Annotated in this window: 12 protein-coding genes and 1 riboswitch; of the genes, 7 read left to right on the top strand and 5 right to left on the bottom strand. The window is 58.8% G+C overall.

Annotation, left to right across the window (positions count from 1 at the left end; all coding sequences use genetic code 11):
• Positions 1 to 68: 68 nt before the first annotated feature.
• The 5 genes from EGT36_RS05295 to EGT36_RS05270 all read left to right on the top strand — a co-directional run bounded on the left by EGT36_RS05295 (position 69) and on the right by EGT36_RS05270 (position 5,810).
• Positions 69 to 461, top strand: a complete 393-nt coding sequence (locus EGT36_RS05295) for a VOC family protein (RefSeq protein ID WP_035207966.1) — start codon at positions 69 to 71, stop codon at positions 459 to 461.
• A 45-nt stretch (positions 462 to 506) separates the two neighbouring features.
• A riboswitch (TPP riboswitch) is annotated at positions 507 to 617 on the top strand.
• 37 nt (positions 618 to 654) lie between these two features.
• Positions 655 to 1,668 carry a thiamine ABC transporter substrate binding subunit gene (gene thiB, locus EGT36_RS05290; RefSeq protein ID WP_037090151.1) on the top strand — a complete coding sequence of 338 codons (1,014 nt, stop codon included), beginning with the start codon at positions 655 to 657 and terminating at the stop codon, positions 1,666 to 1,668.
• A gap of 19 nt (positions 1,669 to 1,687) precedes the next feature.
• Positions 1,688 to 3,328 (top strand): thiamine/thiamine pyrophosphate ABC transporter permease ThiP, encoded by a 1,641-nt coding sequence (gene thiP / locus EGT36_RS05285; protein WP_037090153.1) that lies wholly within the window; start codon positions 1,688 to 1,690, stop codon positions 3,326 to 3,328.
• A complete protein-coding gene (locus tag EGT36_RS05280) occupies positions 3,325 to 4,041 on the top strand; it encodes a thiamine ABC transporter ATP-binding protein (protein ID WP_037090155.1) in 717 nt (238 codons plus the stop codon). The genes thiP and EGT36_RS05280 overlap by 4 nt, the downstream gene beginning before the upstream one ends.
• Positions 4,042 to 4,295: 254 nt before the next feature.
• Positions 4,296 to 5,810 (top strand): M48 family metalloprotease, encoded by a 1,515-nt coding sequence (locus EGT36_RS05270; protein ID WP_034500057.1) that lies wholly within the window; start codon positions 4,296 to 4,298, stop codon positions 5,808 to 5,810.
• 51 nt (positions 5,811 to 5,861) lie between these two features.
• On the opposite strand, the gene leuC is transcribed toward EGT36_RS05270, so the two are convergent.
• Positions 5,862 to 7,271, bottom strand: a complete 1,410-nt coding sequence (gene leuC / locus EGT36_RS05265) for a 3-isopropylmalate dehydratase large subunit (protein ID WP_037090158.1) — start codon at positions 7,269 to 7,271, stop codon at positions 5,862 to 5,864.
• 413 nt (positions 7,272 to 7,684) lie between these two features.
• Between leuC and EGT36_RS05255 the strand changes: the two genes are divergently transcribed.
• Entirely contained in the window at positions 7,685 to 8,962 is a 1,278-nt protein-coding gene (locus EGT36_RS05255) for an MFS transporter (protein ID WP_037090160.1), read from the top strand.
• A gap of 47 nt (positions 8,963 to 9,009) precedes the next feature.
• On the opposite strand, the gene EGT36_RS05250 is transcribed toward EGT36_RS05255, so the two are convergent.
• From EGT36_RS05250 to rplS, 3 genes are all read right to left on the bottom strand, one after another.
• A complete protein-coding gene (locus tag EGT36_RS05250) occupies positions 9,010 to 9,843 on the bottom strand; it encodes an amino acid ABC transporter permease (RefSeq protein ID WP_037090162.1) in 834 nt (277 codons plus the stop codon).
• On the bottom strand, positions 9,840 to 10,637 hold the full coding sequence (locus EGT36_RS05245; RefSeq protein WP_125270113.1) for a transporter substrate-binding domain-containing protein: 798 nt from the start codon (positions 10,635 to 10,637) through the stop codon (positions 9,840 to 9,842). The genes EGT36_RS05250 and EGT36_RS05245 overlap by 4 nt, the downstream gene beginning before the upstream one ends.
• 123 nt (positions 10,638 to 10,760) lie before the next feature.
• Positions 10,761 to 11,300, bottom strand: a complete 540-nt coding sequence (gene rplS / locus EGT36_RS05240; protein ID WP_003505101.1) for a 50S ribosomal protein L19 — start codon at positions 11,298 to 11,300, stop codon at positions 10,761 to 10,763.
• A 265-nt stretch (positions 11,301 to 11,565) separates the two neighbouring features.
• Between rplS and EGT36_RS05235 the strand changes: the two genes are divergently transcribed.
• Positions 11,566 to 12,312, top strand: coding sequence for a sulfite exporter TauE/SafE family protein (locus EGT36_RS05235; protein WP_006698271.1), 747 nt, complete (start codon positions 11,566 to 11,568; stop codon positions 12,310 to 12,312).
• On the opposite strand, the gene trmD is transcribed toward EGT36_RS05235, so the two are convergent.
• Entirely contained in the window at positions 12,294 to 12,992 is a 699-nt protein-coding gene (gene trmD / locus EGT36_RS05230; protein ID WP_037090165.1) for a tRNA (guanosine(37)-N1)-methyltransferase TrmD, read from the bottom strand. The two genes, EGT36_RS05235 and trmD, sit on opposite strands and share 19 nt — an antisense overlap.
• Position 12,993: the final 1 nt, after the last annotated feature.

Genomic DNA, 12,993 nt, shown 5'->3' with positions numbered 1-12,993 from the left:
CCGCCATCCGCCTTTGACAGGACGGCGGAAATGCCGTTTGCTGTCCCGGTTCGGAGGAGTTCAACACCATGCGCATGATCTTCGTCAACCTGCCCGTCAAGAATATCGAGACATCGAGAGCCTTCTTCACGACACTGGGTTTCACCTTCAATCCGGAATATTCCGATGACCGCACGCTCTGCATGATTGTCGAGGAGAACATCTTCGTCATGCTCCTTCAGGAAGAGCGTTTTCGTGATTTCATCAACGGCGACATCGCCGACGCCAAGCGGAGTACCGAGGTACTGACCTGTCTTTCCGCCGGAAGCCGGGAGGAAATCGACCGTATGATCGAGGCCGCGCTCGCGTCAGGCGGCAGCCGCTGGAAACCCGTTCAGGATCACGGATTCATGTATGCAGGCAGTTTTCAGGATCCCGACGGCCACGTCTGGGAACTGGTGCACATGGCGCAGCAGGGTTGATGGCAGCCATCTTGCCAAGATGGGTCGGCGGGACTACACCATTATCTTGATCTAACGGGGTGTCTTTCGCGCTTGGGCGCAAAAGGCTGAGAGGCTTGCCAACCCGAAGAACCTGATCCGGTTCATACCGGCGGAGGGATTAGACGGCTTTCATGCAGGCGGCTATTTCCCTCCTCGTTTTGAGGAGATATTCGTGCGCCGTCGTCTTTTTGTAAATTCCATCATTGCCGTTTCCATGCTTCTGCCCGGCCTCGCCGTTGCGCAGGAAAAACCGGAACTGACGGTCTACACCTATGAGAGCTTCGTTTCTGAATGGGGGCCCGGTCCCAAAATAAAGGAAGCTTTCGAGAAGGTGTGCGCTTGCACCGTCAATTTTGTCGGCGTGGCGGACGGCGTGGCGCTTCTCAACCGGCTGAAATTGGAAGGTCCGGGGTCCAAGGCGGATGTCGTCGTGGGACTTGATACAAATCTGGTCGCGGAGGCGAAACAGACCGGCCTTTTCGATGTCAGCGGCGTTGATGCATCAGCGGCCAAGGTACCCGGCGGCTATGAGGATGATGTGTTCGTTCCCTATGATTACGGCCATTTCGCTATCGTCTATGACACCCAGACGCTGAAAAGCCCACCAACGAGCCTCAAAGAACTCGTGGAAGGCGACCCCGCCCAGAAGATAGCCGTTCAGGACCCGCGCACCTCAACGCCGGGACTGGGGCTGCTTCTGTGGGTGAAATCGGTTTATGGCGACCAGGCGCCGGAAGCCTGGGCAAAGCTCAGGAAGCGGATCCTTACCGTTACGCCGGGCTGGTCGGAGGCCTACGGGCTCTTCACCAAGGGGGAGGTGCCGATGGTGCTGTCCTACACGACTTCGCCCGCCTATCATATGGTCGCCGAAAAGACGGATCGTTATCAGGCCGCAGCTTTCTCCGAAGGACATTACATCCAGATCGAAGTTTCAGGCCTTCTCAAAAACGCGCCGCACAAGGATCTCGCAAAGCAGTTTCTCGCATTCACCCTCACCTCCGGTTTTCAGGATACCATTCCCGAAAACAACTGGATGATGCCGGTTGCGGCAACCTCCGCCCCCCTGCCGGAGGCCTTTTCCAGGCTCGTCGTGCCGCAGAAGACTTTCCTGATGCAGCCGGAAGAGGTCGCGAAAAACCGCAAGGCATGGATAGACGAATGGCTGACGGCCATGAGCATGAATTGAAGAAGAGGCGCGTCCACGCATGATGCTGCGTCGCGATTACCGGCGGTCAATCATTTTCGGGACGGCGGCTTTTGCCGCCGTTTTCCTGTTCATGGCGCTCGCCGTGTTTGCGCTTCTGTCCTTTGATGCGGGTGCATCCGCTTCCGGCATTTTGGACCCTTATACATTGCGTATTCTGCGCTTCACGGTTTATCAGGCGACGCTCTCCACCCTTCTTTCCATCATTCTTGGTCTTCCCGTGGCCTTGGCACTCTCCCGGCAGCGGGAGTTTCCGGGAAGGATCTGGATCATCCGGTTGATGGCAGTGCCGATGGGGCTGCCGGTTATCGTCGGCGCCTTCGGTATCATTACCATCTGGGGGAGGCAGGGTGTCTTAAATACGCTCCTTGTTTTCGCCGGCGCGGAAGAACCTTTCAGCATTTACGGTCTTTCCGGCATCCTCATTGCTCATGTGTTTTTCAATCTGCCGCTTTCCGTCCGGTTGTTGCTGGCCGGGCTGGAGCGTATTCCGGGCGAATATTGGCGCATGGCGGCGAGCCTCGGCATGGGGCCGATCTCGGTTTTCCGTTTTGTCGAATGGCCGGCCGTGTCCCGGCTTGTTCCGGGTATCGCCGGCCTCATCTTCATGCTTTGCGCCACCAGTTTTACGCTCGTGCTCCTTTTGGGCGGCGGGCCGGCGGCGACCACCCTGGAGGTCGCAATATACCAGGCGCTGCGGTTCGATTTCGATCCGCAGCGGGCGATCGCGCTCTCGGTTCTGCAGATCGTCCTCACCGCGGCCCTGCTCGGCCTTCTGGCCTTCCTGCCGTCGCCGGAAGCGGAAATCGCTTCACTTGGCCGGCCTGTGCGCCGTTTCGATGCGGGTCGGGCGGCGGCCCGCCTGTGGGATGGTCTAATCATCGTTTCTGCGGTGCTTTTGATCGGGCTGCCGCTGGTCGCCATTGTGTTCTCGGGCGTCCAGGCAGACCTGCCGCGCCTCATCACAGCACCGGTCTTTCTGCGCGCGGCGGCGACAAGTCTTGGGATTGCCGCGTTCTCGGCAATTTTCGTGATCATCGTCAGCATGGCGATCATCCGCGCACGTCAGGCGGTCAGCGCGAAACGGCGGGCCGCGCGGCCTCTTCACCTCTTGTCCAGCGTTCTCGGCGCGGGATCGTCTCTGGTTCTGCTGGTTCCGCCCGTGGTGCTCGGAAGCGGATGGTTCCTTCTCTTGCGGCCTTTCGGTGACGTCGCTGTTTATGCCCCGGTTCTCGTGGCGCTCATCAACATGCTGATGGCCCTGCCGCTTGCCATGCGGGTGCTGGAGCCGGCCGTCACCAGCCATTTTCTCCGCACCGGCCGACTTTCCGCCAGCCTCGGGCTTCAGGGTCTGCCGCGGCTGCGGTTCGGCGATCTGCCCGTCCTGTGGCGGCCGCTGGCCATGGCGTTTTCCTTTGCGATGGCCCTGTCGCTTGGCGATCTCGGCGCGGTTGCCCTGTTCGGTTCAGAGAATTTTGTCACCTTGCCGTGGCTCGTCTATAGCAATATGGGCAGCTACCGGACCAACGATGCCGCCGGTTACGCCTTTCTTCTCGGTGTGGTGTGCGTGTTGCTTGCTGCAACCGGCATGTCGCGACATTCACAGCCGGAGCGGGTAAAAGCGGCAGAGGCGATGACATGAAGGGCGACGATTTCGCAGTGCAGCTTGACAGGGTCAGGCTGCGGCTTGGAACGCAGGATTTCGACCTCGACTGTGCGTTTCCGCAGGGGCAGGTCACCGCTGTCGTCGGTGCATCCGGTTCGGGAAAATCGACACTGCTTAACCTCGTTGCCGGTTTCGAGTTGCCGGATTCCGGCCGCGTGATGATCGGCGGACGGGACGTGACGACGCTCGACCCTTCCGAAAGGCCTGTCTCTTCGATTTTTCAGGACAATAATCTTTTTGCCCATCTCGACGTTTTTACCAATGTCGCGCTTGGTATAAGCCCCACGCTCAGATTACACGCGGAAGACCGGCAAAGGATAAATATTGCGCTTGCGCGCGTTGGTCTTTCGGGTTTCGGCAAGCGTTTGCCGGGCACGCTCTCCGGAGGAGAAAGGCAGAGGGCGGCGCTTGCGCGCGCATTGGTCAGGAAGAAGCCCGTCATGCTGCTCGATGAACCTTTCGCCGCACTTGATCCAGGGCTACGGGCGGGCATGAGTTCTCTGTTGCTTGACTTGCATCAAGAAACAAATAATGCGGTGATTATTGTGAGCCATCACCCGGAAGACATAAAAAGATTAGCGCGGCGGGTGGTTTTTCTTGATCGTGGCCGTGTCGTTTTTGCCGGAGCGACAGCGGATTTCTTTGCCACACAAAATGTGAAAGCCGTGGACAGTTTCCTGAACGGGTGACCGCCTTATTTTCGACGCGCGCCGCTGGCAATCGCTTTAGATGACTTCAATGGCGCTAATTTGCACTTGCCAGTTTCAAGTTGTTGCCCGAGAAAAGATGAGAATTATTGCGTTCTTCAGGAATATTCCGGATTTGATGGATCGATTTTACCGTCTCGGCATTCATCGCCCGTTGGGGCGAATCTGTTATTCTGGTCTGCAATTAACGGATGATCAGGAACGTTAAGGGGCAGGCATAGAGAATGAAAAATAGCATGACTGCACAGCGGAGGCTCTTCTCCGGTTCAGGCCTTCGCCGTTCCGGCCGGCTCGCTGCGGCGTGGTCCGCGCTGACCGCTTCTGCCGTGTTGCTGTCATCGTGCCAATCTCTTTTCAGCCCGGCCTACCAGTCCACATTGCGTCCCTCGGACAATCCGCAGACGGTGGAAGAGGTTCAGAAGAACGATCCGCGCGCGCAGATGGGCGCACGCGAACATCCACGCATCGTGGCAAGCTATGGCGGCGAATATCGTGATGCCAAGACGGAGCGGCTTGTCGCCCGGATTGCCGGAGCGCTGACGGCCGTCTCCGAAAATCCCCAGCAGTCCTACCGCATCACCATTCTCAACTCTCCTGCCATCAACGCATTTGCGTTGCCCGGGGGATATCTCTATGTGACACGCGGGCTTCTGGCACTCGCCAATGACGCCTCGGAAGTGGCGGCCGTGCTGTCGCACGAAATGGGTCACGTCACCGCCAACCACGGGATCGAACGTCAGCGCCGCGAAGAAGCGGAAGTGATTGCGAGCCGCGTGGTTGCAGAGGTCCTGTCCAGCGATCTCGCCGGCAAGCAGGCGCTGGCCCGTGGCAAGCTGCGGCTTGCAGCTTTTTCGCGCCAGCAGGAGTTGCAGGCGGATGTGATCGGGGTACGCATGCTTGGCGAGGCGGGTTACGATCCTTACGCATCGCCGCGCTTTCTTGATTCCATGGCGGCCTATGCGCGGTTCTCTTCGGCCGATCCGGAAAACGACCAGAGCCTCGACTTCCTTTCGAGTCACCCCAATACACCACAGCGCATCGAGCTTGCGCGCCGGCATGCCCGTGCCTTCGGCCAGGAAGGCCAGGTCGGAGATCGTGGCCGAGACTGGTTTCTGGACGGTATAGACGGGCTGCTTTACGGCGATAGCCCGCAGGAAGGTTATGTCCGCGGCCAGACATTCCTGCATGGAACGCTCGGCATTCGTTTCGACGTGCCGGAAGGTTTCGTGATCGACAACAAGGTTGAGGCTGTCCTGGCGACAGGGCCGGGCGAGGTCGCAATCCGTTTCGACGGCGTCGCCGATCCGAAACAGACGAGCCTTGCCAATTACCTGACGAGCGGCTGGGTCGCCGGCCTGCTGCCTGAAACGGTAAAGGAAACGCAGATCAACGGACTGGAGGCCGCGACAGCCCGGGCAAGCGCGGATAAATGGGATTTCGACGTCACGGTCATCCGCGTCGGCCAGCAGATATTCCGGTTCCTGACCGCGGTGCCGAAGGGCAATACGCAACTCGATTCCATCGCCAATACCTTGCGCACCAGCTTCCGCAAGATGACGCCGCAGGAGATCGCCTCCCTGAAGCCGCTAAGAGTGCGGGTGGTGACGGTGAAGCCGGGTGAAACCGTGGCCACGATGGCGGCGCGGATGATGGGAACGGAGCGGAAGCTTGACATGTTCCGCATGATCAACGCGATGGGCGCCACGGCCACGATTCAGCCCGGGCAAAGGGTAAAGATCATCTCTGAATAACAAAAACCCCGGATCACCCCGGGGTTTTATGTTCAGACCTTCACCCGGCAATCACTGCCACTCACGAACGTCAACAAAATGACCCGCAATGGCTGCCGCCGCCGCCATGGCGGGGGAGACGAGGTGGGTACGGCTCTTATAGCCCTGACGGCCTTCGAAATTGCGGTTCGAGGTGGACGCGCAGCGTTCGCCGGGTTTCAGGCGGTCGTCATTCATGGCAAGGCACATGGAGCAGCCTGGCTCGCGCCATTCGAAACCGGCTTCGAGGAAAATCCTGTCCAGACCTTCCTTTTCCGCCTGTTCCTTCACGAGACCGGAGCCGGGCACGATCATGGCCGAAACGGTGGGAGCGACTTTACGGCCGTCAACGATCTTCGCCGCCGCGCGCAAATCCTCGATGCGGCCATTGGTGCAGGAGCCGATGAAGACACGGTCGATGGCGATATCGGTGATGCGCGTGCCGGGCTTCAGGCCCATGTAGTCAAGCGCACGCCACTTGGAGGCGCGCTTGTTTTCTTCCTCGATGTCGTCGGGATTGGGAACAATGCCTTGAACAGAGGTTACATCTTCCGGAGAAGAGCCCCAGGAGACGATAGGCGGAAGATTGGCCGCATCGAGGATGACGACCTTGTCGTAATGGGCGCCCTCGTCGGATTTCAGAGTCTTCCAGTAGGCGATCGCCTGTTCCAGCGTTTCGCCCTTCGGCGCACGCGGCTTGTCCTTGATGTATTCGAAGGTCGTTTCGTCAGGCGCAATCAGGCCGGCGCGGGCGCCGCCCTCGATGGTCATGTTGCAGACCGTCATGCGACCTTCCATGGAGAGCGAACGGATCGCCTCACCAGCAAATTCGATGACATGGCCGGTGCCACCGGCGGTGCCTATCTCGCCGATAATGGCGAGGATGATGTCCTTGGCGGTAACGCCCTCGGGGATTTTGCCATCGACACGCACCAGCATGTTCTTGGCTTTCTTCTGGATCAGCGTCTGTGTGGCCAGAACATGCTCAACTTCGGAGGTGCCGATGCCATGCGCCAGTGCGCCGAATGCGCCGTGGGTGGAGGTGTGGCTGTCGCCGCAGACGATCGTCATACCCGGCAGGGTGAAACCCTGTTCGGGACCGACGATGTGAACGATGCCCTGGCGCTTGTCGCGTTCGGAATAATATTCAACGCCGAAGTCCCTGGCATTCTGAGCCAGCACTTCCACCTGAATGCGGCTTTCTTCGTTCTTGATGCCTTCCAGCCGGTCGGCGGTGGTCGGCACGTTATGATCGACCACAGCGAGCGTGCGGGCCGGCGAATGCACCGGACGGCCGGCGATGCGCAGACCTTCGAAGGCCTGGGGGCTCGTCACCTCATGAACGAGGTGACGGTCGATATAGAGAAGACAGGTTCCATCCGGGTCGCGATTGACGACGTGGTCGTCCCAGATCTTGTCATACAAAGTGCGGGGTGCGCTCATGGCTCTGTGCCTTGTCATGGAAAAGGATAATAGGGTTCAGTAAGGCGGTGGACAGCGGTGCTGTCAGGCGAGCCTAAGTCGGCTGGTGAGCGCCCCGGAAACGCGCGCAAAGAAGCGTGCCGGCAGACGCTTGTGGTCCTGCAGCACATACACATTCTGAGCGAGACATCCGAATTTAGATCCCATGGCAACTTTTATAGCAGATCGATGGTTTTACGGCAACATGAATGCGCAGGAGACAGGCTGAAGGACAGGATCGTGCCAGCACTATGCACTGCATCACGGCGAGACGGCCTGCCCAGCAACGCTTTGCAATTGTTATGATGCAACGCAACTTGCCTATTTTGCAGCGCACATATAGATGGGTTCCCTTATCATTTGCATTCGACGAGAAATCGAAGGGAGGAAAGCATATGGTATCCGAAAAGGCCCTTATCTCGAAGATCACCTGGCGGCTCATGCCGTTTCTTGGCCTTCTCTATCTCATCGCCTATATCGACCGACAGAATGTCAGCTATGCCAAGCTGCAGATGGTCGATGCGTTGAGCCTCAGCGAATACGCCTATGGTCTTGGCGCGTCGCTGTTCTTCATCGGCTACTTCATCTTCGAAGTGCCGAGCAACCTGTTCCTCAACCGCTTCGGCGCCAGCAAATGGTTTGCCCGCATTCTGGTTTCCTGGGGGGCCGTCACAATTGCGCTTGCCTATACGCAGAACGCCACGATGTTTTACATCCTGCGCTTCCTGCTCGGGCTTTGCGAGGCGGGCTTCTTCCCCGGTGTGCTGTTCCTGATGACGCTCTGGTTCCCGCGCGATTATCGCGGCCGCATGATCGGCCTGTTCATGATCTTCAGCGCGCTCGCCAATGCCATCGGCGCGCCGCTCGGCGGCATGTTGCTCGATCTCGACGGTTTCCTCGGTTATGCCGGGTGGGAATGGGTATTCCTTGCCACTGGTATTCCGGCTGTGATCGCTGGCATAGCCACCTTCTTCTATCTGGATGATACGCCCGAAAAGGCCAAGTTTCTGTCGCAGGACGAGAAGGACTGGCTGAAGAACCGGCTTGTCGAAGAGAACAAGGGCATGGAAGAGCATGCGGAAGATGGCTTCAAAGCCCTGATCAATCCGCGGGTTCTGTTCATGTCGCTCTGCTATGTTGGATTTCCGCTGGCCGCCTATGGTCTCAGCTACTGGCTTCCAACCATCGTGAAGAGCTTTGGCGTTTCCAACACCGCGAACGGTTTCATCAACATCATCCCCTGGGTGATCGTTGCCGTTGCCTTGTTCGTCGTGCCTCTGGCGGCCGATAAGGCAAAGAACAAGACGCCCTATATCGTTGGTCCTGCCTTTATCGGCGCGTTTTGCCTGCTGATGTCGGCATTGCTGAGCGACCCGGTGTTGCAGTTCGCTTTCCTCTGCATCGCCGCTGCAGGTATCTTTGCAGGCCAGCCGGTGTTCTGGAGCCTGCCCGGCCGCTTCCTCAAGGGAGCGGGCGCTGCTGCGGGTATCGCCGCCATCAATTCGGTCGGCAATCTCGGTGGCTTCGTGGCGCAAAACGTCGTGCCCTGGATCAAGGATCAGACCGGCAGCACCATTGCGCCGATGTTCTTCCTTGCCTTCTGTCTCGCACTTGCCGGTGTGCTAGTCATCATCGCCACACGCAAGATGGGCAATCAGGCTCAAACCGCCTGAACCAAAAGAGAGGGATAGCCGGATTGCTGCCGGCTGTCCCCTTTCCTTCATCCTTGTTTCGAGCGCATCGCCTTTTCAATCCGCCGCAATATCAGTGACAGGCCTATGGTCAGGATCAGGTAGATATAGGCGACGATCGAATAGGTCTCGAAAAACCGGAAAGAACCGGCGGCATAGACTTTTCCCATTTGGGTGATGTCGGTGACGCCGAGCACCGAAACAAGTGAGCTGTCCTTCACCATCGACACGAAATCGTTCGACAGCGGCGGAAAGATCGTCCGGGTCGCCTGTGGCAGAGTGATCAGCCTGAAGCGCTGATAGCGGCTGAAACCGAGGGCCTTTGCTGCCTCGATCTGCCCCTCCGGAACGGCCTGTATGCCGGCGCGGAATATCTCTGCAATGAAGGCCGCATAACCGATGGTCAGTGCGATGATCGCCCGCCAGATCATCGATACGTCCCGCACAAGCAAAGGCTCCACCCATCCCTGTGAGACAAGTGGAGCAGTCAGCCCGTTATAGAGCGCCACCAGGCCTGGCGTTCCCACAAAAGCGATGTAGAAAAGCAGAACGATGATCGGTATGCCGCGAACCACTTCGATGTAAAACCGTGCCACTTGCCGTGCCACGATATTATCAGCCATTCCGACGAGGGCGATGCAAAGGCCGAGCAATGTTGCCAGCATAAAGGCCATGAGCGTGACGGAAACCGTGATGCCGACACCTTTTGCCACGGTGCTGAACACCTGCGTGTAAATGCCATTGACAGCGATCATCGCGGCAAGGGCAATGCCGATCACGAGGATCGCGAGCAGCCACCAGGGAAAATCCTCGCTCGTGCTGTTCTGCGTGTTCCGCTTTGTTGTGGCGTCGTGCAGCGTCATTCGCCAAGCTTGTAGTCGAGGAACCACTTCTTATCGAGTGCGGCGAAGGTGCCGTCCGCCTTCAGCGCCGCGATCGCGGCATTGACACGGGCAACGAGATCGGAACCTTTTTTGAAGATGAAACCGAAGTCATCGCCGCCAAGCGGACCACCGATCAGTTTGAGCGTGCCGTTTGACGCATCGACATAACCCTTGCCGGCAACGCCATCGGTGAGCACGAGGTCGACATCGCCTGTTTTCAACGCCTGAACGCTGGCGCCGAAGGTTTCCATCAGGCGAAGGCGCGGATTTTGCTCGTTGCCATCCAGAACATCGTAAACGGCCGTGTAGAAGGGCGTGGTGCCGGCCTGTGCGCCAACGAGACCTTTATCGAAGGCGGCGAAACTTTTTGCGTCGGTAAAGCGGTTTTCGTCTGCCCGCACCAGCATGAACATTTCCGAACGCATATAAGGGACGGAGAAATCCACTTTTTCCCTGCGGTCGTCCTTGATGCTGATTCCGGTCATCCCGATGTCGTATTGCCCCGCAGAAACTGACTGGATCATCGCGTCCCAGGAAATATTCTGATATTCGACCTTGAAATTCAGCCGTCTGGCGATCTCTTCCATCGCATCATATTCCCATCCGATGGCTTTTCCGCTTTTCGGGTCAACGAATTGCAGCGGCGGATAGGCATTTTCCGTGACCACGACGACGGTGCGTCCCTCAAGATCCGGCAGATCGACGGCGCCGGCGAGTGCAGGCGTTATGGCCAATACGGCGAGGGCGGCGAGAAACGGGCGTCTGGCGATCATGAAAGGCTCCGGAGCGATTTTTCTCAAATTGCACGCTTGCCGGAGCGAGAGCAAGACATGTGAGCGCAACAAAAAAGGCGGTCCCAAGACCGCCTTTTCCGTAAATCCAGTAAACTGGAAATCTTATTCTGCTGCGGTTTCTGCAGCCTTTGCTGCTTCTTCTGCTGCCTTGGCTTCAGCAGCCTCGGCTGCTGCCTTTTCGGCGGCGAGAGCCTGTGCTGCTGCTACCTTTTCAGCTTCCAGACGTGCCTTTTCTTCGGCAGCTGCCTGGCGCTCGGACTCGTTCAGCTTACGGGCGCGCGTGCCGGTGTTTTCAACGATACGGGCAGCCTTGCCGCGACGGTCGCGCAGATAGTAGAGCTTCGCACGACGAACCTTACCGCGGCGAACGATTTCAACGCCTTCGACCAGCGGCGAGTAGATCGGGAATACGCGCTCTACGCCTTCGCCGTAGGAGATCTTGCGAACGGTGAAGCTTTCGGAAAGGCCGCCGCCGGAACGGGCGATGCAAACGCCTTCATAAGCCTGAACGCGGGTACGGTTACCTTCGGTAACGCGCACGTTGACGCGCAGCGTGTCGCCCGGAGAAAACTCAGGCAGGGTGCGCTTTGCTTCGATCTTGGCAGCCTGTTCGGCTTCCAGCTGCTGAATGATATTGGTCATGTTAACCTCTGATTTCTTCTGAAACAGCCAGAGCGCTCAACGGTTGCCTGTCGGTCGATGCCTTCAGGTCATGCCTTGCGGCAGGAGCGGGTTCGCCATTCTTTGCTTGCGGTTAAAGGGGTAAACCCCAATTCCACGCGGGCACATACACCAGGATGCACCGTTTGTCATCCCTTCATGACAATTTTTATCAATTCTTCGCCGCGCTCTGACAGTTGCGAAGCGGCTTTCGGCCGGATATGGCATGAAAACCTTGGGAGGGGCCATGTCCATATTCATCGTTCTCATGCTGTTTGCAACCGGCTTTCTGTCAGGTGTCGTCAATGCGATTGCCGGCGGCGGCACATTCCTGACCTTCGGTGCGATGACGCTGGCCGGCCTGCCGCCGATTGTCGCAAACGCCACGTCGGCGATCGTGCAGTTTCCGGGCTACGTCACGTCCGTCATCGCCTATGGGCCGGAGATACGCGCCCATTGGCGCGAGGCGATCCTTCTGTCGGCTGTTTCCGTCGTCGGTGGGCTGGGTGGATCGCTCCTGCTTCTGTCGCTCGACAACCCCTCCTTTCGTCAGCTGGTTCCATGGCTGCTTCTCGCCGCCACCGCCGTTTTTGCCGCCGGCCCTTGGCTCAGGCCGAAGGCAAGCACCGAGCGCTCTCCCGGCAATCTGCCGAGCCTCGTCTTCCAGGGGCTTGCCTCCATCTATGGCGGCTTTTTCGGCGCAGGAATGGGCATCATGATGCTTGCCATCCTCGGAATAACTTCGGGCGGAAGCTATCATCATCTGAACGCTTTGAAGAACCTGCTGTCGGTGGTGATTGCGGTCATCGCGATTACGATCTTCGTCAGCGGCGGTGTTGTCTCCTGGTGGGCGGCGCTCATCATGTTTCCCGCGGCAGCGCTTGGCGGCTATGCGGGCGTGCACACGGCGCGGCGGGTGCCGCAGTGGGTCATTCGCTGGCTGGTGATCGCGGTCGGGCTGGTGCTGACGGCTTATTATTTCGTCTCGACCTGAGGCTTCTCAAGAAGGTCGGGCCGCCTTTCCTTCGTCAGCTTCAGCGCCTGTTCATGACGCCATTTGTCGATGACGGCGTGATTGCCGGAGGTGAGAACGGTGGGGATATCGCGGCCTTCCCAGACCTGCGGGCGGGTGTAATGCGGATGCTCCAGCAGCCCGCCCTCGAAGCTCTCATGCACGCCGGAGAGATCGTTGCCCATGACACCAGGCAGGATGCGAACGACGGCATCAAGCAGCGTCAGCGCCGCCGGCTCGCCGCCGGAGAGAATGTAATCGCCGATCGACACCTCCTCCAGCCCGCGTGCTTCGATGACGCGCTGGTCGACACCTTCGAAACGGCCACAGACGATGATCGCGCCGTCTCCCGCCGCCAGTTCGCGCACACGGGTCTGCGACAGCGGTTTGCCGCGGGGGCTCATCAGCAGCCGTGGCCGGGTGTCGCCATTCGAAACGTGATCGATGGCCGCGGCCAATACGTCCGGCTTCAGCACCATGCCAGCGCCGCCGCCTGCCGGCGTGTCATCGACGCTTCTATGCCTGTCGGCGGCAAATTCGCGGATTTGTACGGCATCCAGCGACCATTGCCTCCGCTCCAGCGCCTTGCCGGCTAGCGAATATTGGAGATGTCCCGGAAACATTTCCGGGTAGAGCGTCAGAACCGTCGCCTTGAAGGTCATG

This window comes from Agrobacterium sp. FDAARGOS_525, from assembly GCF_003938925.1.
Taxonomy (GTDB): Bacteria; Pseudomonadota; Alphaproteobacteria; order Rhizobiales; family Rhizobiaceae; genus Agrobacterium; species Agrobacterium pusense.
Note: the sequence above shows the minus strand (reverse complement) of the source record. Positions and strands in the feature narration are given on the sequence as shown.

Excerpts from the sequence above, each read along its gene's own strand:
- leuC (WP_037090158.1), bottom strand. The coding sequence starts at position 7,271 with ATGAGCGCACCCCGCACTTTGTATGACAAGATCTGGGACGACCACGTC.
- EGT36_RS05270 (WP_034500057.1), top strand. The coding sequence starts at position 4,296 with ATGACTGCACAGCGGAGGCTCTTCTCCGGTTCAGGCCTTCGCCGTTCC.
- EGT36_RS05295 (WP_035207966.1), top strand. The coding sequence starts at position 69 with ATGCGCATGATCTTCGTCAACCTGCCCGTCAAGAATATCGAGACATCG.
- rplS (WP_003505101.1), bottom strand. The coding sequence starts at position 11,300 with ATGACCAATATCATTCAGCAGCTGGAAGCCGAACAGGCTGCCAAGATC.
- EGT36_RS05280 (WP_037090155.1), top strand. The coding sequence starts at position 3,325 with ATGAAGGGCGACGATTTCGCAGTGCAGCTTGACAGGGTCAGGCTGCGG.
- EGT36_RS05245 (WP_125270113.1), bottom strand. The coding sequence starts at position 10,637 with ATGATCGCCAGACGCCCGTTTCTCGCCGCCCTCGCCGTATTGGCCATA.
- EGT36_RS05255 (WP_037090160.1), top strand. The coding sequence starts at position 7,685 with ATGGTATCCGAAAAGGCCCTTATCTCGAAGATCACCTGGCGGCTCATG.
- EGT36_RS05250 (WP_037090162.1), bottom strand. The coding sequence starts at position 9,843 with ATGACGCTGCACGACGCCACAACAAAGCGGAACACGCAGAACAGCACG.
- thiP (WP_037090153.1), top strand. The coding sequence starts at position 1,688 with ATGATGCTGCGTCGCGATTACCGGCGGTCAATCATTTTCGGGACGGCG.
- EGT36_RS05235 (WP_006698271.1), top strand. The coding sequence starts at position 11,566 with ATGTCCATATTCATCGTTCTCATGCTGTTTGCAACCGGCTTTCTGTCA.
- trmD (WP_037090165.1), bottom strand. The coding sequence starts at position 12,992 with ATGACCTTCAAGGCGACGGTTCTGACGCTCTACCCGGAAATGTTTCCG.